The sequence below is a fragment of the Hymenobacter psychrotolerans DSM 18569 genome (assembly GCF_900142395.1).
Lineage (GTDB): Bacteria > Bacteroidota > Bacteroidia > Cytophagales > Hymenobacteraceae > Hymenobacter > Hymenobacter psychrotolerans.
The window spans coordinates 33,476-52,925 of the sequence record NZ_FRAS01000010.1; the positions used below are offsets into that span (position 1 = coordinate 33,476).

General features: G+C 62.7%; 18 protein-coding genes. 7 read left to right on the top strand and 11 right to left on the bottom strand.

Features of this window, described 5'->3' with window-relative positions:
• Positions 1-19: 19 nt before the first annotated feature.
• Positions 20-1,033: a Gfo/Idh/MocA family oxidoreductase gene (locus BUE15_RS10460; protein ID WP_073284274.1), complete on the bottom strand. Its 1,014-nt coding sequence runs from the start codon at positions 1,031-1,033 to the stop codon at positions 20-22.
• A gap of 133 nt (positions 1,034-1,166) precedes the next feature.
• Here BUE15_RS10460 and BUE15_RS10465 point away from each other — a divergent pair, with 133 nt between their 5' ends.
• The 3 genes from BUE15_RS10465 (at position 1,167) to BUE15_RS10475 (ending at position 4,116) form a co-directional block, all read left to right on the top strand.
• The gene (locus BUE15_RS10465; protein ID WP_073284276.1) at positions 1,167-1,901 is read left to right on the top strand and encodes a class I SAM-dependent methyltransferase; all 735 of its coding nucleotides are present in this window, start codon (positions 1,167-1,169) and stop codon (positions 1,899-1,901) included.
• Positions 1,902-1,959: 58 nt separating this feature from the next.
• Positions 1,960-3,096: a CaiB/BaiF CoA transferase family protein gene (locus tag BUE15_RS10470; RefSeq protein WP_073284279.1), complete on the top strand. Its 1,137-nt coding sequence runs from the start codon at positions 1,960-1,962 to the stop codon at positions 3,094-3,096.
• A gap of 165 nt (positions 3,097-3,261) precedes the next feature.
• Positions 3,262-4,116 carry a hypothetical protein gene (locus BUE15_RS10475; protein ID WP_073284282.1) on the top strand — a complete coding sequence of 285 codons (855 nt, stop codon included), beginning with the start codon at positions 3,262-3,264 and terminating at the stop codon, positions 4,114-4,116.
• 120 nt (positions 4,117-4,236) lie between these two features.
• Here BUE15_RS10475 and trpS read toward each other — a convergent pair whose 3' ends face one another.
• The 5 genes from trpS to BUE15_RS10500 form a co-directional block, all read right to left on the bottom strand.
• A complete protein-coding gene (gene trpS, locus BUE15_RS10480; protein ID WP_073284286.1) occupies positions 4,237-5,214 on the bottom strand; it encodes a tryptophan--tRNA ligase in 978 nt (325 codons plus the stop codon).
• A gap of 90 nt (positions 5,215-5,304) precedes the next feature.
• Entirely contained in the window at positions 5,305-6,042 is a 738-nt protein-coding gene (locus BUE15_RS10485; RefSeq protein ID WP_073284589.1) for a queuosine precursor transporter, read from the bottom strand.
• Positions 6,043-6,053: 11 nt separating this feature from the next.
• Complete coding sequence (locus tag BUE15_RS10490; protein ID WP_073284289.1) at positions 6,054-6,965, bottom strand: ribonuclease Z; 912 nt, start codon at positions 6,963-6,965, stop codon at positions 6,054-6,056.
• Between the two features lie 134 nt (positions 6,966-7,099).
• On the bottom strand, positions 7,100-7,474 hold the full coding sequence (locus BUE15_RS10495; RefSeq protein WP_044002696.1) for an STAS domain-containing protein: 375 nt from the start codon (positions 7,472-7,474) through the stop codon (positions 7,100-7,102).
• Positions 7,475-7,575: 101 nt separating this feature from the next.
• Positions 7,576-8,421 carry a DUF4198 domain-containing protein gene (locus tag BUE15_RS10500; RefSeq protein ID WP_073284291.1) on the bottom strand — a complete coding sequence of 282 codons (846 nt, stop codon included), beginning with the start codon at positions 8,419-8,421 and terminating at the stop codon, positions 7,576-7,578.
• A gap of 168 nt (positions 8,422-8,589) precedes the next feature.
• On the opposite strand from BUE15_RS10500, the gene BUE15_RS10505 reads away from it, so the two are divergent.
• Positions 8,590-9,588 (top strand): fasciclin domain-containing protein, encoded by a 999-nt coding sequence (locus tag BUE15_RS10505; RefSeq protein WP_244535935.1) that lies wholly within the window; start codon positions 8,590-8,592, stop codon positions 9,586-9,588.
• A gap of 98 nt (positions 9,589-9,686) precedes the next feature.
• Here the strand turns inward: BUE15_RS10505 and BUE15_RS10510 are convergent, their stop codons facing one another.
• Positions 9,687-11,525, bottom strand: a complete 1,839-nt coding sequence (locus BUE15_RS10510) for a glycosyltransferase (protein WP_073284297.1) — start codon at positions 11,523-11,525, stop codon at positions 9,687-9,689.
• A gap of 145 nt (positions 11,526-11,670) precedes the next feature.
• Positions 11,671-13,494, bottom strand: coding sequence for an alpha-amylase family glycosyl hydrolase (locus BUE15_RS10515; RefSeq protein ID WP_073284300.1), 1,824 nt, complete (start codon positions 13,492-13,494; stop codon positions 11,671-11,673).
• Between the two features lie 187 nt (positions 13,495-13,681).
• Here BUE15_RS10515 and BUE15_RS10520 point away from each other — a divergent pair, with 187 nt between their 5' ends.
• Positions 13,682-14,083, top strand: a complete 402-nt coding sequence (locus BUE15_RS10520) for a DUF6960 family protein (protein ID WP_139252219.1) — start codon at positions 13,682-13,684, stop codon at positions 14,081-14,083.
• A gap of 136 nt (positions 14,084-14,219) precedes the next feature.
• On the opposite strand, the gene BUE15_RS10525 is transcribed toward BUE15_RS10520, so the two are convergent.
• On the bottom strand, positions 14,220-15,569 hold the full coding sequence (locus BUE15_RS10525) for a YfcC family protein (protein ID WP_073284306.1): 1,350 nt from the start codon (positions 15,567-15,569) through the stop codon (positions 14,220-14,222).
• A gap of 226 nt (positions 15,570-15,795) precedes the next feature.
• Between BUE15_RS10525 and BUE15_RS10530 the strand changes: the two genes are divergently transcribed.
• Positions 15,796-16,056: a hypothetical protein gene (locus BUE15_RS10530; protein ID WP_139252220.1), complete on the top strand. Its 261-nt coding sequence runs from the start codon at positions 15,796-15,798 to the stop codon at positions 16,054-16,056.
• Between the two features lie 57 nt (positions 16,057-16,113).
• Positions 16,114-17,658, top strand: a complete 1,545-nt coding sequence (locus BUE15_RS10535; RefSeq protein WP_073284312.1) for a glycosyltransferase family 39 protein — start codon at positions 16,114-16,116, stop codon at positions 17,656-17,658.
• Positions 17,659-17,719: 61 nt separating this feature from the next.
• Here the strand turns inward: BUE15_RS10535 and BUE15_RS10540 are convergent, their stop codons facing one another.
• Both BUE15_RS10540 and BUE15_RS10545 read right to left on the bottom strand, forming a co-directional pair.
• Positions 17,720-18,076 (bottom strand): hypothetical protein, encoded by a 357-nt coding sequence (locus BUE15_RS10540; RefSeq protein ID WP_073284315.1) that lies wholly within the window; start codon positions 18,074-18,076, stop codon positions 17,720-17,722.
• A 44-nt stretch (positions 18,077-18,120) separates the two neighbouring features.
• Positions 18,121-19,422: a PAS domain-containing protein gene (locus tag BUE15_RS10545; protein ID WP_073284318.1), complete on the bottom strand. Its 1,302-nt coding sequence runs from the start codon at positions 19,420-19,422 to the stop codon at positions 18,121-18,123.
• Positions 19,423-19,450 lie beyond the last annotated feature (28 nt).

Below are 19,450 nucleotides of genomic sequence, written 5' to 3' on the forward strand. Positions count from 1 at the left end.
CAGCCACAAAAGCATTCTGCTACTCCAGCGCCTGCAGCTGCCAGCGCAGCTCCTCCGCCCGCACCGGAAACGGCCGGCCGTGGCGAAGTACCTGGTATACTGCCTCGAACAGCGCCGGGTAGTTGCCTTGGGGCGTAGCAAGCTGCGTCACGTTCTTTTCGCCGTTTTCTGCCACCACCGTCAGCACGCCTGCTGAGCCGGCCGGGTCGTGGCCGTAGGTGGCATCGGTAGGAAGCAGGCCCTGGTCGAGCTGGGTTTCCTGCACGTCGGTGCGCGGCTGCTGGAAGCTGCCGAGCGTGCCGTGCAGTACGTAGGCCGGCACCGGCGCGGCTGTGAGCAGGCTGCCGGTTACAAACACGTTCAGGCCGCCGGGGTAGGCGAGGTGCAGGTGAAAATAGTCGTCGACGCGGGAGCCGGGGCGGTGGCTGGCCAGCGTTTTGTGCACCTGTGCCGGCTCCCCGAACAAGCTCAGAGCCTGGTCGAGCACGTGCGGGCCCAGGTCGTAGCTGAGGCCGCTGCCGGGCGTGGCCGGGTCCTCCTTGAAGGCCTTGGCATTGAGGGTCGCCTTGTATCGGTCGAAGCGGAAGTGCACCTCCGTGAGCTGGCCCAGCTGCCCGCTCTCCACCACCTGCCGCACCAGCTGAAAGTCGGAATCCCAGCGCCGGTTCTGGTAGCCGAAAACGTGCAGGTTCCGCTCCCGGGCCAGGGCCAATAGCTCGTCCAGCTCCGCCACGGTCGTCGTCACGGGCTTCTCGATGAGCACGTGCTTGCCGGCCCGCAGCGCCTGCCGGGCCAGCCCGAAGTGCGTGTTATTGGGCGTGTTTACGACCACCAGCTCTATTTCCGGGTCGGCCAGCAGCTCATTCACGCTGCCGTAGCTCAGCACGTCCGGATACCGCTCGGCGGCCTGCTTTCGGCTGCGCTCTACCACGGCCCGCAGCTGAAAATGAGGAGTGGTAGCAATAAAAGGCGCGTGAAAAATGCGCCCCGACATGCCGTAGGCCAGCAGGCCGGTCTGAATAGGAGAAGCCATAAGCGGGTTTTAGTGAGCAATAGGTGGTCTGGGGCGGCAGCTGGCCCGTACAGCCAAGTGAAACGAGTTCCGGCCCGAGTCCGGCCGCCTTTCCAGGGCGAATAACCAAAAACCACCCACCAAAACCCAACCCATGCTCGACCGATTCTCTTCCCAGGCCGACCTCTACGCCCGCTACCGCATCAACTATCCGCCGGAGCTGTATGCCTGGCTGCTGCCCCGCGTGCCGGGCCGGGAGCGGGCCTGGGACTGTGCCACCGGCAACGGCCAGGTGGCTGCCGAGCTGGCCCGGCACTTTGCGCACGTCGAGGCCACCGACATCAGCACGGCGCAGCTGGCGCAGGCTCCGGCGCTGCCCCACGTCACGTACCGGAAGTCAGGCGCCGAGCACACGCCGTTTGCCGCAGCTTCCTTCGACCTTGTTACCGTGGGGCAGGCGCTGCACTGGTTTGATATGGCTGCTTTCAACCAGGAAGTGCGCCGTGTGCTGCGGCCGGACGGCGTGGTGGCCGAGTGGGGCTACGGCTTGGTGCAGCTGCAGCACCCGGCCCTCGATGCGCTGCTGCGCACGTTCTACGCCGACACCATGCGCCCTTACTGGGACGAAAACCGCTGGCACATTGATGATGCCTATGCCCGGCTGCCGTTTCCGTTCGGGAATGTCGCGCAAGCCCGCTTTCCGGTGGCGCGGCAGTGGTCGGCGGCGTGGTTTCTCAACTACCTGCGCACCTGGTCCAGCGTGGTGAAGTACGAAAAGCAGCACGGCCACGACCCGGTACTGCGTCTCACCGATGAGCTGACGCAGCACTGGGGCCCCGGCGAGCGGGAGGTGGTATTTCCGGTTTTCGCGCGCCTGGGCACCGTGTAAGGGCGCCTGCACCTCACCCGTGCCGCTGGTTCGCGGGGTTTCCGTTTCTTGCGGGCCTATGTCCGACCGTATTTCTCCTTCCTCCGATTTGCCGTTTCAGGGCCTGCGCGTGCTGGAGCTGGCCTCGGTGCTGGCTGGCCCGCAGGTAGGGCAGTTTTTTGCCGAGCTGGGGGCCGAAGTCCTCAAGATAGAAGCCCCGGCCGGCGACGTGACGCGCACCTGGCGCACCGCCGCCGAAGCCCCCAACACCCCCGTAACGGCGTATTTCTCCTGTGCCAACTGGGGCAAGCACAGCCGCGTGCTGGACCTGACCACGCCGGCCGGCCGCGCCGAAATCCACCGCCTGGCTCTCACCACCGACATCGTGCTGGCCAGCTACAAGCCCGGCGATGCCGAAAAGCTGGGCGTTGACTACGAAACCCTGGCGGCCCTCAACCCGCGCCTGCTCTACGGCCACATCACGGGCTACGGCCCGCACACCGCCCGCGCCGGCTACGATGCCGTGCTGCAGGCCGAAGCCGGCTTCATGCATCTCAACGCCGCCGGCCCCGAAGCAGCACCCCAGAAAATGCCCGTGGCCCTGATGGACCTGCTCACGGCGCATCAGCTGAAGGCGGGGCTGCTCACGGCGCTCTATCAGCGCGAGCGAACCGGCCGCGGCACGCTGGTGCAGGTCAGTTTGCTGGATAGCGCGCTGGCTTCGCTGGCCAACCAGGCCGCCACCTACCTCGTCACGGGCCACGACCCGCAGCCGCTGGGCTCGGGTCACCCCAGCATTGTGCCCTACGGCACCGTGTACCGCGCCGCCGATGGCGTGCGCCTGCTGCTGGCCGTGGGCGCCGACCGGCAGTTTCAACAGCTCTGCGCCGTATTGAAGCGCCCCGGCTGGGCCGAGGATGCGCGCTTCCGAACGAACCCGGCCCGCGTGGCGCACCGCCCGGAACTGGAAGCCCTGCTGCACGAGCGGATAGCCGAAGTGAGCGGAGCTGCTTTGCTGGCCGAGTTGGAGCGGCGGGCCGTGCCGGCGGGAGCCGTGCGTACCGTGGCGGAAGCACTGGAGCAGGAGTCGGCGCGGGATATGCTGCTGCCGCCGCAGCCGGCGTTTCCGCACCGGGGGCTGCGCACGGTGGCTTTTCGCAGCCCGGCCTGGCCGGTGGCGGCCGAAGTAGCCGCGCCGCCACAGCCAGGCGCATAGCTGCTCTACCGGTGCTGGTTTCCGGGGTAAAGTTTTGGGGAAATCTATGCTACCGAAACTTCGCCGGCGCTATTCTGCGTAGGTAGCAGAAGCATTTTTGCCGTTTCAAGGCCGTTTTTCACTCGGCGCGCCACGTACCGATGCGCCTCCGACCCGCTATATCCGATGGACGATACCCAGCCCGTACCTACTGCTTCCGCCACCGCCACCCAGGCCCAGCCACCGGTGCCCGCGCCTGGCCCGGTCTCGGCTCAACCGGCCGGCAACGGCACGCCCAACACCCATAACACCGCTACCAACGCGCCCGGCACACCCGGGGCCAACCCCACCGACCGCCTCGACCTGATTTTTGAGGGACTCAAGCAGAAGTCGTCGGCCAAACAGGCCATCTACCGCAACACAGCCGCTACCTTCGATCTGCTGCGCACCGTGTCGCAGGAGCTGGTGCTGGAGCTGAGCCGCCGCATCACGTCCGTCGATTCTACGGTGATTATCGAGTACCGGCCCGTAAACGAGATGGAGTTCCACATCCGGTTCTCCGGCGACCTGCTCGTGTTCGTGATGCACTCCAACATCGTCACCTTCCCCGACGACTACGGCCCTATGTCCACCAAATACGTGGAAGAGGACTTCCGGCGGCGCTTTTTCGGTCATATCATGGCCTACAACTTCATGGCCGACAGCATCAAGTACCAGCGCATGAATGACCCCGGCTACCTGGTGGGCCGGTTGCTGATCAACATCGACAGCCACTTTTTCCTGGAGGGCGTGCAGCAGCTGGAACTGCCCGACAACGACATGTCGGACAACATGGTGACGGCCGACGGCCTGCGGCTGTTCGTGGAAAGCGCCATGATTGCCGCCGTTAACAACGACCTGATTGCGCCACCACTAGATGATATCCAGAAAATATCGGTGAAGCAGAAGCTGGAAAATCAGCAAGTAAGCCGCGGCAGCAAGGTGGGGTTCAGCTTCTCCAACGAGCAGCGCCCCGTCAGCATCGATGGGCTGGTGTACTGAGTTACCGACATATAAAACGGCCGTCATCCTGAGCGCAGCGAAGGACCTTATCACGCCAGTGCAGAACACGTGGTAAGGTCCTTCGCTGCACTCAGGATGACGGCCGTTTTGCTTTGTCTGCTACCGCCGCAGGTAGCCTACTTTCTCGCGCACTTTGTTCAGCACTTCAGAACCGTAGGCCTGGGCTTTGCGGGCGCCTTCGGCCAGCTTGCGGTCTACTTCGGGTAGGTTCTGGCTATAGAAGTGGAACTGCTCCCGCTCGGTGGCAAACTTCTCCCGGATCAGCTCGAAGAGGGCTGTTTTGGCGTGGCCGTAGCCGTAGCCGCCGTTCAGGTAGTGCTGGCGCATCTCGGCGGTTTGCGCGGGCGTGGCCAGCAGTGAGAACAGCTTGAAGGTGGTGTCGGTGTCGGGGTTTTTAGGCGCCTCCAGCGGCGTGCTGTCCGACACGATGCTGCGGATGGTTTTGAGCAGGGCCTTATCGTCCTGGAAGATGTCGATGATGTTGCCGTAGCTCTTGCTCATCTTCTGCCCATCGAGGCCCGGAATGGTCATCAGCTGCTCGTCGGCGCGGGCCTGGGGCAGCACGAAGGTTTCGCCGTAGCGGTTGTTGAAGGCCGAGGCAATGTCGCGCGTGATTTCCAGGTGCTGAATCTGGTCTTTGCCTACCGGCACCACATCGGCGTCATACAGCAGAATGTCGGCCGCCATCAGCACCGGATACGTAAACAGGCCCGCATTCACGTCGGAAAGCCGGTCGGACTTGTCCTTGAACGAGTGGGCGTTGGCCAGCATCGGGTAGGGCGTGAAGCAACTCAGGTACCAGGCCAGTTCCGTCACCTGCGGCACATCAGACTGGCGATAGAACAGGTTTTTGTCGGTATCGAAGCCGCAGGCCAGCCACGCGGCCGCTACGGCGTAGGTGTTCTGGCGCAGCGTTTCGGCGTCGCGCACGGTGGTCAGGGAGTGTAAATCGGCAATAAAGTACAGCGATTCATTGGCCGTGTTCTTCGACAGCTCTACGGCCGGGAGGATGGCGCCAAGCAGGTTGCCCAGGTGGGGGCGGCCCGTGCTTTGGATGCCGGTCAGGATGCGGGACATGGATTGAAGTAGTTGTTGATTGTCAGTTGTCAGTTGTTGGCGCCCGATGCTCATACCGGCACCTGCTAACCAACCGCCAACAGCTCAAAATTATACTGCCGCATCGGCGGCGGCTTCCTGCTGCAGCTCCTGCGTAGCCTCGTCGCCCAGATACCGGTCGATGAGGAAGTGGGCCAAGTACAGCACGGGCGTAAGCAGGATGGCGGCCGCGAATTTATACCAGTAATTCGTGTTGGCCACGCTCAGCACCTGATCCAAGGTCCAGTTGCCGAACAGATAGAAGGCTACGAACAGCACCACAAACGAATCGACGAGCTGCGAAACCAGCGTGGAGCCGGTAGCGCGCAGCCACACATAGCGGCCGCCGGTAGCGCGGCGCAGCGCCTGAAACACGGTGGCATCAAGCACCTGCCCAATGCCAAACGCCGTGATGGAGCCCGTGATGATGCCGAGGCCCTGCCGGAAAATGCTCTGGTAGGCAAAGTCGATGTTGAACGGGTGGCCCTGGTCGTCGGTCCTGTTGACGTCGAGCCAGAAGGCGGCTGGCGGCAGCCTGGTGGTGGCATATATCACCACGAAGGCAAACAGGATGAGGGCCACCGTTAGGTAGCTGACGCGCAGCACGCCTTCTTTACCGAAGTACTCGTTGATGATGTCCGTTGTGACGAACACCACGGGCCAGATGAGCACGCCCGCCGTGAGGTTGCCGGGCAGTCCCATCAGCGCCTCCACCGAAAATATCTTGACCCCTATAATCTCCGCCAGCAGCGCATTCACGATGAAAATGCCACTGAGCACGAGGTAGAGCTGCTGTTTCTTGTGCGACATGCTCTGCATAGCTAAACCGAAACCGACAAGCCTTCCACGGCCAGCTCGGTCCATTCGAACACCTCTTTGGCTTCGGCCAGCAGCGGCTGCAGGTCGGGGTAGCGGCTGGAGAAGTGCCCGATGAGCAGGCGCTGCACCTGCGCCCGGCGGGCCAGCAGCCCGGCCTGGCGGGCCGTGGAGTGGTGCGTGGTGGCGGCCCGCTCGCGCATATCGTTCAGGAACGTAGCCTCGTGGTAGAGCAGATCCACGCCGCGCACGAGGTCGGCCAGGCTTTCGGTGTAAAGCGTATCGGAGCAGAAGGCGTAGCTGCGGCTGTGGCGCGGCTCCGCCGTGACGGCGGCGTTGGCGAGCAGCAGCTGGCCGCTTTCGTCCAGGATATCCTCGCCCAGCGTGAGGGCATTTAGCTGCACCGGCGTGAGAGTGGGCGGCAGCTTTTCCTTGATCAGCGGGCGGCGCTTGGGCTTTTCGCGGAACAGGTAGCCGCAGCACGGAATGCGGTGGCGCATGGGCAGCGTGTGCACCGTCAGGTTCTTGTCCTCGAAAATCTGCTGGTGCTGCGTGGTGTCAACGGCCGTGAATTCCAGCTCGAAGCTCAGCTGCGTGTAGGAGTGGCGGAACTGCATGGTCAGCACCTCATCGAGGCCGGGTGGGCCAAACAGCTGTAGCGGCTCGGTGCGGCCGTTCAGGTGCATGGTGCCCAGCAGCCCGAACAGCCCGAAAAAATGGTCGCCGTGAAGGTGCGAGATGAACACCGTGCGAATGCGCTGGTGCCGGATCTTGTGTTCCATCAGGCGGCGCTGGGTGCCCTCGCCGCAGTCTATCAGGTACTGCGTGCCGCTCACCGTCAGGACCTGCGCCGTGTGGTGGCGGTCCAGAAACGGGGTAGCCGATGCGCTACCCAGGATTTTCAGCTCAAACTCCAAGTGTGCTGGTCGTTGACAGTGGGCGGTAGGCGGGCGGAAACAAGCTGCGTTGGTACCGCATAAATGCAAATTGGTTGTCAATTGTCAGCAATTTGCCTCTGACAACTGACAACCAACAACGGACACCTGAAAAGCTACTCTTTGCTCGTAAGGTCGCGCTCAATGGCGTGCAGAAAAATCCGGTCGATGCCTTCTTCCACAGTGGGCAGAATGTGCAGAACCGACTCGAGCTTGCTGATGGTGATAAGCTTCATCACGTGGTCCTGCAGGCCGGTGAGTACCAGCAGGCCGCCGGTGGAGTTGCAGAGCCGGTTGGCAATCAGGATGGAGCTCAACCCCGACGAGTCAGTGTACTTCACGTTGCTGAGGTCAAGGATCAGGTTGTTGATTCCCTCGGCGTTCAGCTTCACGAATTCCGATTTCAAATCAGGAGCCACGGTGGTGTCCAGCTTCTTTTCGTCAATCGTAATTATCGTGTACGTTTCCTTTTTATCAATCGAGTACTTCATGCCGTCGGTGGTTCGGGGTGTAAGGGAGTTGCGAAGGTAACAAAAAAAATGTTCGCCGGAAGTGTATGACGCAAGGAGCGAAATTCCCGGAAAAAGTTGCTCTAAAGGCCCGAAACAGGCCGAAATCCAAAAGTGAGAGTAGCCCAGGTGCTTTGCCAATCGGCCTCGGCGAGGGTGGCCGGGAGCATTTGCACAGCGCTGAGCATATACTCCCCGGGCTCCCGTAAACGAAACAGGACTCGGCCGTTTTGGTTACTGTAGAGCTTGAAAACAGAGGCCGGTCGGCCGGGGCTGCGCTGCCATATCTGCACCAGCTGGCCGGGCTTGGGCTGCCCGCCAACCAGGACGCGCACCGTGAGTGAGGCGCCGGCCCGGAGCGTGTACGGGTTTTGCTCGGGCACGAATTCCAGCGGCTGGCCAGCCGGCCGGCTCCAGGCGCGGGCTGTGTCGGAAGGGGAGGGAGTGCCCGCCTGCAGCAGCGTTTTGGCACAGCGGCGGTACGCTTCGCGGCCGGGCTTACTGATACTGCCGCGCTTCTGGCGTTCCAGCAGAATCTGGTCGAGGCCTGCTGCCTTCAGGTAGGCGTTAAACTGGTCGGCGTCCAGGGTGGTGAACGTGTTGTTCGTGGCTAGGGCCACCATGTGCACGCCCGGCTGCCGTAGCTGCAGCACGGGGTGCAGCGTGTCGGCGGTGGCGGCGCCGGGCAGCAGGTCGGTGGGGCCGTCGGGCGCGTAGTGCGTCAGTTGCGTGACGCGGGCACTCTTGCCGGGCCAGCGCTTTCCCGTAAAGTTTTCGCCCACCAGCACCCGCAGGTTGAGCAGGCTGCCAGGCGCCACAAAAAACCGGGGAGCTGTCAGCCAAAACTCACTGGCCAGCGCGGAGCCGGCCAGCAGGCAGGCGCCGGTGAGCAGGAAAATGCGGGGCCGAAAGTGAAAGGGGCGGGGCATGCGCAAAGATGAAGCTCCGGCACAAGGAATGAGCGAGGGAGGACTTACAAAATTTTGGGGCGACCAAACATCTGATGAGCTGGTCAGTATTGTAACTTTTGTTTAAGTTTTAACCCTAAAAATTTAAACAAAAAGAACGTATTTTCCTTCCCCAAATCCTGGGTTCTGTTGCGCACGTTGCTGCTGGGGCTGTTTGCTGCCTCCAGCTTCACACTGGCCTCCTGCGACGATGACAACGATGATATAACGCCCACTCCCAACCCGTCCCAGAACATTGTGCAGGTAGCGCAGGGCAATGCTTCGTTCAGCACGCTGGTGGCGGCCGTTACGAAAGCCGACCTGGGCACCACGCTCAGCGGCATCGGTCCGTTCACGGTGTTTGCGCCCACCAACGACGCGTTTGCCAAGCTGGCGGCTCCCTTCAACAACGCCGCCAACATCACGGCCATCACTGATCCGGCCCAGATTGCTACGTTGCGGGGCATCCTGCTCTACCACGTGCTCGGCCGCAACGTGAAGGCCGCCGACATTGCCAACGGCAGCAGCACGGCTACTACGGCCCGCCCGGCTTCTACCGTGGGCGGCGCTACCATCAACGATAATACTCTATACCTGCCCAAGAACAGCACGGGCGTCTTCATCAACGGCGGTACCCGCGTGGTAACGGCTGACGTAGCGGCCAGCAACGGGACCATTCACGCCATTGATAATGTGCTGATGCCCCCGAGCCAGACCATTGCCGCCATTGTGGCGGCCAGCGCCAGCCGCACCACCGGCCCCGAATTTACGCTGCTGCTCCAGGCCCTGCAGCGCCCCGCCGCTGCCGCCATCCTGACGGCAGCCGGTAGCTCCAGCGCCAACGTAACGGTATTTGCCCCCACCGATGCCGCCTTCCGCGCGCTGCTGGGCAATGCGCCGCTCAGCTCCGTATCCGATGCCGACCTGACGGCTATTCTGTCGCGCCACGTAATTGGCACCGGCCGCGTATTCTCGTCTGATCTGGCTGCCGGTACGGTTACCACGCTCGGTGGCCCGATAACCGTAGCTGCGGCCGGCAACGGCTTTACGGTGCGGGGCGGCACCGGCACCGCTGCCAACATTGCCTCGGCCAATATTCTGGCTACCAATGGCGTGGTGCACGTCATCGACCAGGTGATTCGTCCCTAAACTCCCGGCTTTCCGGTTTAAGAAAACTCACACTTCAGAAAAGCCCAGCTCTTACTTGAGGGCCGGGCTTTTCTGTTTCGGTGTACAGCATGGGTGGGCTATTGCCGCTCCAGGGCCAGCTGGTAGGCCCGGTCGTAGTAGATGCGCAGGTTTTTCCAGTCGAAGATTTCGGCGTTGCTTTCCACGTTGTTGCGCTGCATGATTCGCTCCCGGCGGTTGAGCAGCACGAAGTTCCAGAGCATTTCCGTCAGCTCTTCCGCCGACTCATCGAAGCTTTTTTCCTGGCGCTGCACCACATAAATGCCCTTGTCTTCGTGCTGGGGCACGTTCTGCATCACGTAGTCGCCGAAGCCGGAGAGGTCGGAGGTGATGGCTGGTACGCCGCGCGCCACGCACTCCAGCGGCGTGTAGCCCCAGGGCTCGTAGTAGCTGGGGAAAATGCCTAAGTGGCAGCCCCGCACAAACTGCCCGTACTCCATACCAAACAGCGGCGAAGTAGGCGACACAAAGTCAGGGTGATACACGATTTTCACCCGGTCGTGGCGGTTGTTCACGAGGTTGGCCCGCCGCACGAAGTTGAGGATGTCGTCGTTGGCATCATCTACCAGGTTGTGGGTGATGACGGGGGGCAGGCTGGTCGTTTTCCAGCTTTGCAGCGTGCGGCGGTAGCGCAGTTTCCAGTAGTCGTCTACCATGCTGCTCAGGTCGGGCAGGCGGTGGTCGGTGCTGGCAGCGGCGGCGTAGAACAGCCGCTCACCTACCTGCTGCTCAATGGCCTCGCAGGTGGCGTGCACCTCATCGAGCACGGCGCGGCTCTGCAGAATCTGCGGGTTGATGCTGTGAAACGGGCGCTTCGTGATGAAAAACATAACTACCTGCCCATCGAGGCCGCTTTGCTGCAGGCGGTAGTTCAGGCGGGCCAGCGCCTCCAGTGTCAGGTCAAAACCCTTGTTGTGGTACTCGTAGCGGCCACTCGTGAACAGGTACAGCGTATTGTCCAGATCAAATGAGTAGCTCTGGAAAAAATGCGCCATCACGAATTCGTGAATCTTGGACTTGTACTGCTGGTGCAGGTTCTGGAACTCGTGCAGCGCCACAAACCGCTCAATATTGAGGCCGTTGGGTAGCACCGCGTCCGGAATCCGGTCGAGCAGGTAGATACACTCGCGCACCGTCAGCTCGCTCACGGTGGTGAAGACGTGGGCGCCGTGCGCTGCGGCCCGCTCAATGCGCACCGCCGTTTCGATGTTGAAATGGCGCGCTTCAGCCTCCCAATCCACCAGCATCAGATGCTCATAGAAGTTGGCGTCGTTCATGGCCAGATAGCGGCCGAGCAGCGTGGCGTGCGTCGTGAACACCAGGTGCAGCGGCACCTGCTCGCGGCGCAGCGCCGGAATGGCCACGCCCGTCATCCACTCGTGGAAGTGGGCCACTACCCGCTGCGGCGGCACTACCTCGGCGGCCAGAATTTTCAGAAACTCCTTGGCTAGCTGCCCGAAGGCTTCCACCTGATGCAGCAGGTCGTCGTGGTCGGGGGTCGGGATGCCGTGGTGGTGCCACAGGTCGGCTTTGATCTGGCCCAGCTGCGGATACGCCTGGTGCGGGCTGATAAGTACGGCCCGGGGGCGGCCCGTCACGAGCCACACGCCCAGGTGTACTTCGTAGCCAAGCTGGCGCATACGGCGCACGGCCCCGGCAAACGGGTCGGAAAGCGTGGAAAGCTGGTAGTCGTCGAAGGGCTCGAACTCGCTCTGGGCCTGCTGCGGAAAGTAGGGCCCCAGCAGGCAGTACCGCTCGTCCCAGGCCTGCACGGTGGCCGGCACCTTGGAGCGGATAACGGTGTAGATGCCGCCCACCTGGTTGCAGACCTCCCAGGCCACTTCCACCAGAAGTGCATCGGGGGCAATAGGGGCGGGGGCAGAGGCGGGAACTTGCATTGCGGAAGAAATAGGGTGGGGCGGCAAGATATGGGAAGCCGGGAGTTTCTGCCGCCCCTGACACTGGAAAAACCGGGAAAAAAAGAGGTTTGCAGCGGGTATCAGCCCGGCCGCAAACCTCGGTTCGGGAGCCGCCGGAGGTAGCTTAGGCGGGCTCCTGCGAAATAATCAGGACTGAATACGGCGCCAGCCCAAACGCGGCGTGGCAGGGCAGGCCGTCGTACTCGCCTTCCTGGCTGTGGGTGTCGGTGCTTTCGAAGTTGCCGAATTCCTGGTCGTAGCCCTGCCAGTCGGAGTTGAACCGTACGCGCCAGTGGCCGCCGCCGGGCACGCCAATGGTGTAGGACTCGTGCGCGGTATCGGCGAAATTGGCCAGCACGATGGTGGTGTCGCCGGGGCCGCCGTCGCCGTCGCTCCAGCGGCGGAACGCCAGGACTTTGTCCTCATCATTGACGTGAAACACCTCGGTATGCTGGCCCAGCAGCCCCCGCGTGTGGCCCTGCAGGTTGCGGCGCAGGCCAATCAGGTCGCGGTAGAGATGCACGAGGCCCTGGTGCTCATCGGCGCGGCCCCAGTCCAGGGGCTGGTCGTCGGAGAAGGAGCCGTCGGCGAGCATGGTCTGGCCCTGAAAGAGCATTGGGATGCCGGGCGCCGTGAATACCAGCGCCGCACCCAGCGTGGAGCGTTTCTTCGGAAACCAGGAGCTGGCGTTGCCGGGCATGATTTCCTCGGTCACGCGGGCCTTGCCGTTGGCCACCTCATCGTGGCTTTCGGTGTAGATGACGCGCTGGAAGGCGTCGCCGTTGTAGACTTTGCTGATGGCTTCGGCCACGGCCGGCATGCTACGGTCGGCGTCGTGGGGCGTCGTCAGGGCATCCCGAATGGGATACACAAACGCCGAGTCCCACTGCGTGGAGAAGCCCTGGCCGCCCTCCTCGGGCGCTTTCGTGATGAACTCGTTGCCGAGCAGATCTTCCGCAATGGTGATTTTCCAGGGCATGTGGCGCCGGATTTCCTCGTTTATCCACTGCATCAGGCTCCAGCCCTCGGGCAGGTCGCGGCTGGGGTCGGAGGAGCCATCGACGTTGCGGATGTGCGAGATGGAGTCGCAGCGCAGGCCGTCCACGCGGTAGTCTTCCAGCCACATCAGGGCATTGTCGCGGATGTAGGCGCGCACGGCGTCGCGGCCGTAGTCGGGGCGGTTGTGGCCCCAGGGCGTTTCGGCGCGCCAGTCGTTGTAGAAGTAGATGCCGCCGCCGTCGTTTTCGCTCCAGCCGTCAAACTGCCACAAATCCAGGTCGCCGGGCCCGAAATGGTTGTAGACCACATCCAGAATCACGGCAATGCCGTGGCGGTGCGCGGCTTTCACCAGCTCTTTGAACGCCAGCGGCCCGCCGTAGTCGGTTTCCAGCGCGAACGGGTGCGCCGGGTTGTAGCCCCAGCTGCGCCCGCCCGGAAACTCAGTCGGCGGCATAATTTCAATGGCATTGACGCCAAGCTCCTGCAGGAACCCCAGCTTCTCGATTACGTCGAGGAAGGTACCGGGCTTGTCGGGGTCGGGCGCGTAGAAAGTGCCTACGTGCAACTCGTAGATGACCAGCTCGTTCCAGGCCGGCATCTGAAACTGGTCGTCTTCCCAGTCAAAATCGTGGGTCGGTACAACGGAATTGCCGGCCGAATGCGTGACCTCACGGGCATAGGGGTCGTTGCGCTGCAGCTCGCCGGCGGGCGTCTGCAGCCAGAACTTGTATTCGGTGCCAGGGCCCAGTCCGGCGAAATCGGCGGCCCAGTAGCCGTCGGCTTCGTGAGCAAGTGGGTGAGCGGTGTGGTTCCAGTCGTTGAAGGGGCCTACTACGGACACGGCTTCAGCCGCCGGCGCCCATACGCGGAACGTGGTGCCCTGGGAATGCGGAATAGCCCCCATGCCGGTTTGCAGCGTGGGCGTAAAAAGGGAAGCGGTTTTGGGCATTTACGTAGAAAGAAGGCAGCACAACAGGTCAACAGTGACAGCCCTCTTACTGTGGTTATAGCGTTCTGGTTGTAAAGCTGCCGAACGGAAACCGGAAGCCACTTACGGTAAAGAATCGGGGAAGGAAGGGAGCTTTTACCTTTGTACGCTGTTTAAGACTTGTTCTTCATTGCTTATCCGCTTCCCTGTGCCCCGTCCGAAACCCGTTGTGTACGGCTTATATGCCTGGACGCCCGACTACGGCTTCCGCTACATTCATCCCGCCAACCGCCGCACCTTCGAGTGGCTGGAACCCGTGGGCAAAGTCTTCGAGAAGATTGACGAAACCGACGACTGGATTCTGCTGCGCTACGACGAGCAGCAGTTCAAGGTCAGCGGGGAGCTGTTCAAGGAGCTCTACCAGAAACCGCCGTTCAGCTTCGGCGACACAGTGGCCGAAGCCCGCCCCGCGCCCGGCGAGCCCGCCCACCAGGGCCTCATTTCGGACGTGTACCTGGACGAAGCCAACGAAACGTTCCGGTTTCAGCTGGTAGAGCGCAAACGCAAGCTCAAGCGCATCTTCGAGGCCGACGAGCTGCGCGAGGCATAGAGTAACTGAGTGCCTGAGCAGCTGAGTACGCTGTTCCGGCATTCATTCGCCTGTTGCTCTGTTGAAAAGGCTGTCCTGTCTACTGGAAAATACTGGGAACCAGAAGCCTGCTCAGCTACTCAGATGCTCAGTTATTCTACAGCCCTACCGCAATACCCACCAGCAGCGCCCCGGCGGCCAGGGCCAGCAGCAGCAGATACAGCGGCAGCACGAATTTCCACCACTCGTCAAACCGCACGCCGCAGGCCGCCACAATGGCCATGAGCGCGCCGTTGGTGGGCGTGATCAGCTCGCAGAGGCCCGCGCCGTACTGGTAGGCCAGCACGGTTACCTGCCGCGAAAGGCCGATGAGGTCGGAGAGGGGCACGAGCAGCGGCATGGTGAGGACGGCCTGGCCGCTGACGCTGGGCACGGGCAGATGCAGGGCCGTGTGCACGCCCATCATGCCCAGGGCCGAAAGCGCCACCGGCAGCCCAGCCAGCGGTGCCGACAGCGTGTTGACGATGGTATCGACAATCTGTCCCTGCTCCAGCACCACGAAAATGGCGCGGGCAAACCCAATAAGCAGCGCCGAAAAGGCAATGTCGCGGAAGCCGGCCAGGAAGCCTTCGGCAGTGCCCGTAAGGCCGAGGCCACCCACCAGGCCCGCCACTACCCCCAGCCCGAAAAACAGCGCCGCCATCTGCTCGAAGTCCCAGCCCAGCGTGAGCACACCGTAGGCAAAGAAGGCGAAGGCCACGAACAGCAGCAGCAGTACGAGGCCGTGGTTGCGGCCCTCAGCCGCTGAGGCCGAGGAGCCGGCCGCTTCGGCGGTTTCCGGCGCTATGCGGTGGCGCTGGGCGTAGCGCACGGTGCCTGCAATCCAGATAGCCAGGGCCAGCGCCAGAAACACCAGCCGGAAGCCGCCCCCCGAAAGCAGGGGCAGCTGGGCCAGCTTCTGCGCAATGCCCACCTGGAACGGGTTGAGCGGACTAAACGCCGCGCCCACCGCCGCTGCCCCAATGCTGACGGCCGCCGCCGTGAGGGCCGGGTAGCCGATGCGCCGCATCAGAATGAGCAGCACGGGTATGAGCGGCACTATTTCCTCCTGCATGTTTTCCAGGGCGCCCATGGTAGCGAAGAGCGCCGAAATAATGGGAATCACCACCGCCTCGCGCCCCCGGAACCGGGTCAGCAGCCAATCGACGCCGCGGCGCAGGGCCCCGGTCTGGTCTACTACCATGAAAGCGCCGCCGGCCAGAAACACCAGAAAAATGACGGAAGCCGCGTCCGCCATGCCCTTGGGAATATCAACCAGCGCCTGCAGCGGGCTGACGGGCGAGGCGGGCACGCGGTGGTAGGAGCCGGCCACTACCACGTCGCGGCCGGTAGCGGCGTCGGGGTGCCGGTCGAATACGCCGGCTGGCAGCACGTAGCTCAGCAGGCAGGCCAGCAGAATAAACCCCACGAGCAACACCAGCGGATGCGGAAAGCGAATCGTCTTCATGCCGTGAAGGTAGGTGGTGGGGTAGTGGGTTGGTGGGTTGGTGGAGTGAGTGAGTGAGTGAGTGAGTGAGTGAGTGAGTGAGTGAATGTCATCCTGAGCTTGCGAAGGACCTTGCCCCGCTTGCACGAGCCGTTCAACCATCCACCACCCCACAAATCCACCACCCCACAAATCCACCACCCCACAAATCCACCACCCCACTAATCCAGCTTTTGTATCTTCGGGTTTGGCTGGCTACTCCATGAACCTGCGCGTCTTCAAAAAGCTCCCGATGGGCCAACAGGCCGACTGCCTGCGCCGCTACGGTCACTTTCTGGCCGAGCGGCGCGAGGACAGCTTCACGCTGCGCCTCTACGCGCTGGGTGACTTCTACGCCGAGGAGTGGCGCGTGCTGGACGAAGACCATATCCTGTTTATTCATCTGTTTCAGCATCCCGGCGGCCTCAACGAGTACCTGCACCGGATCCGGCTGCCGGAAGAGCTGTAGCGGCCCGCCGCCCAAACGGGTCTGCGCGGCTACATCCGGAAGCGGCTATATTGAGGTATGAAACCGTCTCGCCTCCTGCCGCCCCTGTTTGCGCTGCTCAAGTTTGTGTCGGGCTACGTGCTGGCCAGCCGCGCCTACGAACTGCACCGCGACGAGTATCTGTACCTCGACTATGGGCAGCAGCTGGCCTGGGGCTACCTGGAACTGCCGCCCCTCACGGCTCTGCAAAGCTGGCTGACGCTGGCGCTGGGCGGGAGCTGGTTTTGGGTGAAGTTCTGGCCGGGCCTCTGGGGCAGCCTCACGGTGCTGCTGCTGGGGCGGCTGGTGCTCAAGCTGGGCGGCAAAGGCTGGGCCGTGGCGCTGGCCAGCATCGGATACATGGTGGCGGCTTATGCGCGGCTCAACTTCCTGTTTCAGCCCAATTCCTTTGAAGTGCTGGCTTTCACGGCGGGCAGCTACGCGCTGGTGCGCCATTTCCAGACCGGCCGGCCCCGCTACCTCTACGCGCTGGGCGTGGTGCTGGGCCTGAGCCTGCTCAACAAATACACCACATTTTTCTACGGCGCGGCTGTGCTGGCCGGCCTGCTGCTCACGCCGCAGCGCCGCTTGCTGGCCAGCCGCCACCTGTGGGGCGCGGCCGGTCTGGTGCTGCTGCTCTGGCTCCCGAATCTGCTCTGGCAGGTGGCGCACGGTGTTCCGTTTCGGCACCATATGGCCCTGCTCCACGACACCCAGCTGGTGCACGTGTCGGTGGCCGACTTCTGGCAGGACCAGCTGCTGATGTGCCTGCCGGTGGTGTGGGTGTGGGTGCCCGGGCTGCTGGCGCTGCTGTTCTACGGCCCATTCCGGCCCTACCGCGCCGTGGGCTGGCTCTACGTGGCGGGCCTGCTGCTGCTGACGGTGCTGCACGGCAAAAGCTACTACAGCTTGGGCTACTATCCGGTGCTGCTTTCATTTGGGGCGCTGTGGCTGGAGCAGTGGCTGGAGAAGCGGCGGCGGCGCAACGTGCTGCGGCCGGCCCTGCTGGCTTTGCCCGTGCTCATTATGCTGCCGCTGCTGCCGTTTCTGTTCACGCTCTATCCGCCGGCTGCTATGCGGATGCTGGGGCCGCAGTACCGGGGACTGGGCGTGCTGCGCTGGGAAGATGGCGTAGACCACGTGCTGCCCCAGGACTTTGCCGATATGCTGGGCTGGCAGGAGCTGGCCGACAAAGTGTGGCAGGCATATCAGGCGCTGCCTGCTGCCACCCGCGCCCACACCCTCATCAAGTGCGACAACTACGGGCAGGCCGGCGCCATCAACTACTACAACCGGCACCGCCGAATGCCTCGCGCGCACAGCTTCAATGGGTCGTATCTGTTCTGGTTTCCGGTGCGGCCCGTTCAGCCCTTTCACTATCTGCTGCTGGTGGAAGACGACCAGCCCAGCGGGGTGGCCGCGCACAGCCGCAGCCTGCGGCAGGTCGGGGAAGTCCTCAACCCGTTTGCCCGCGAGCGGGGCACGGCCATCTTCGTGGTGGCCGCGCCCGACTCTGTACTGATGAGCCGGATTTACCGGGAGCACCGCGTAGCTCTGAGCCGCTGGGAAGGGGCCGCCCCGTAACCAGCAAAAAGCCCCGACTCCAGGAAAGAGTCGGGGCGGAGTGGTTTTGCTTGGGGCCGAATCAGGCGGCGTTGCTTTGCTCCATTTTTTGCAGCAGCGCAGCAATCTGGTCGGCGTAGGTGTCAATCTGCTCCAGGCCGGTGCGCGATTCTTCCAGCTGGCCGCGCTGGTATTGCTGCACCAGGGAGCGGCCGGTATCGAGCATGCGCTGCAGAATGCGCTCCACTTCGCGCACCTCCGGGTAGGAGCCGTAGCGCGGCTTCACCACCGTGTTCAGCCACTCGCCCAGTGGGTTCTGCTGCATCGAAAACAGGGAGTCGTCGGCTTCGCGCACACCGTAGAGCACGGAGCGCAGCCGCGACTTAAACAGCACCTGCTTGATACGGGCCTGCTGGAAATCCAGGTTGGTTATGTCCATAGCACTAGCTCAGATGGTCGCCTGTGAAAAGAAAGGATGCCATCTTATTGAGCAGAGGAACCGGGGTTCTGGAGTTGCTGGCGCGCTAGCACTAGGTCAGTTACATCGAAAGCAAACACCGTGATACCGGCTTTCTGGCCGCCTTCCATGAACAGTTGGTAGGTGAAGTTGAGGTAGCTGCGTTGCAGGTTGCCGTCACCGGCGTGGTCCAGCATAATCTCAATTTCGTTGCCGATAAACGTTTCGCCCGTTTCGTACACGTTGTTGAGGAGGGTAATGAAGCCTTGCTCCACCACTTCCGGCAGGGCCTCTTCCACCGTTTTTCCTACCAGCGTGCGGTTCGGGAAGAGCTTCTGATACTCAGGGTTGACGAACTCAAAGCGGTGTTCCGGACCGCGCAGAATGCAGATAATGGCCGGCGTCTGCATAAACAGGTTGAAGAACGTTTCGCGCTGCTGCACGGCCAGCTGGTAGGCCTCATAGGCCTGGTCCGACAGCTGGGCCTGCTGCTCGTTGGTTTCCAGCAGCTCCTGCACCATCTGCTTCTGGTCGTGGATATCGGTGCCGCCACCTACCCACATCGTAATAACGCCGTCGTCGTTGCGGCGGGGCAGGCCGCGCATCAGCATCCAGCGGTACTGCCCGTCGGCGCGGCGCAGGCGGTATTCTACCTGATACGGCTGGCCGGTCGCAACCGAGTCGGCCCAGCTTTTCAGCACCCGCTCCCGGTCTTCGGCATGCAGGTTTTCCAGCCAGCCGTTGTGCAGCTCCTGCGTCAGCTCGCGGCCCGTAAACTGGAGCCAGCGCTGGTTGAAATAGTCACGTATGCCGTCGGGCTGCGCAGTCCAGACCAGAATCGGCAACGATTCCAGCACAAAGCGCATCCGCTCCTGGGTTTCGGCGAGGGCCCGCTCGGTTTCAGCGGCCAGCAAGGCGGCCCGGTACTTCTCGGTTACATCCTGCGTGCGCTGCAAAATGAACTGCAGCCGGCCCTGCGCGTCGCACACGGGATAGTGCGTGGCTTCCCAGTACAGCTCTTCCAGGCCGCCGCCCTGCGCCGCCGGCCGCTCCAGGTCGTAGCGGATCAGGGGCATGGTGTGGGCCGTCAGGTGCTGGCGCACATGCTCGTGCGACTCCCGGATAACGGCCGCCGACTCTTCGTCGGTGGAGGGGTAGGCCTCAAAAAAGGGCTTTCCCAAAACGGCTTTCCGGCTTTTCAGCGAAACTACTTCGTGGCTGTCCGTATTATCGACGATGGTCGCATCCGCATCAGGCGCGATAAGCAAAAAGTTTTCGGGCAGAGACCGAAACAGCTGTTGATAGTCGACCGGGAATGCAGAAGTCATACGGAAAGCACAAACAATGAAAAGACCA

What these genes read in the sequence shown, in the direction of transcription:
- BUE15_RS10460 (WP_073284274.1), bottom strand. Translation starts at nt 1,033, where the DNA reads ATGGCTTCTCCTATTCAGACCGGCCTGCTGGCCTACGGCATGTCGGGG.
- BUE15_RS10465 (WP_073284276.1), top strand. Translation starts at nt 1,167, where the DNA reads ATGCTCGACCGATTCTCTTCCCAGGCCGACCTCTACGCCCGCTACCGC.
- BUE15_RS10470 (WP_073284279.1), top strand. Translation starts at nt 1,960, where the DNA reads ATGTCCGACCGTATTTCTCCTTCCTCCGATTTGCCGTTTCAGGGCCTG.
- BUE15_RS10475 (WP_073284282.1), top strand. Translation starts at nt 3,262, where the DNA reads ATGGACGATACCCAGCCCGTACCTACTGCTTCCGCCACCGCCACCCAG.
- trpS (WP_073284286.1), bottom strand. Translation starts at nt 5,214, where the DNA reads ATGTCCCGCATCCTGACCGGCATCCAAAGCACGGGCCGCCCCCACCTG.
- BUE15_RS10485 (WP_073284589.1), bottom strand. Translation starts at nt 6,042, where the DNA reads ATGTCGCACAAGAAACAGCAGCTCTACCTCGTGCTCAGTGGCATTTTC.
- BUE15_RS10495 (WP_044002696.1), bottom strand. Translation starts at nt 7,474, where the DNA reads ATGAAGTACTCGATTGATAAAAAGGAAACGTACACGATAATTACGATT.
- BUE15_RS10500 (WP_073284291.1), bottom strand. Translation starts at nt 8,421, where the DNA reads ATGCCCCGCCCCTTTCACTTTCGGCCCCGCATTTTCCTGCTCACCGGC.
- BUE15_RS10510 (WP_073284297.1), bottom strand. Translation starts at nt 11,525, where the DNA reads ATGCAAGTTCCCGCCTCTGCCCCCGCCCCTATTGCCCCCGATGCACTT.
- BUE15_RS10515 (WP_073284300.1), bottom strand. Translation starts at nt 13,494, where the DNA reads ATGCCCAAAACCGCTTCCCTTTTTACGCCCACGCTGCAAACCGGCATG.
- BUE15_RS10525 (WP_073284306.1), bottom strand. Translation starts at nt 15,569, where the DNA reads ATGAAGACGATTCGCTTTCCGCATCCGCTGGTGTTGCTCGTGGGGTTT.
- BUE15_RS10535 (WP_073284312.1), top strand. Translation starts at nt 16,114, where the DNA reads ATGAAACCGTCTCGCCTCCTGCCGCCCCTGTTTGCGCTGCTCAAGTTT.
- BUE15_RS10540 (WP_073284315.1), bottom strand. Translation starts at nt 18,076, where the DNA reads ATGGACATAACCAACCTGGATTTCCAGCAGGCCCGTATCAAGCAGGTG.
- BUE15_RS10545 (WP_073284318.1), bottom strand. Translation starts at nt 19,422, where the DNA reads ATGACTTCTGCATTCCCGGTCGACTATCAACAGCTGTTTCGGTCTCTG.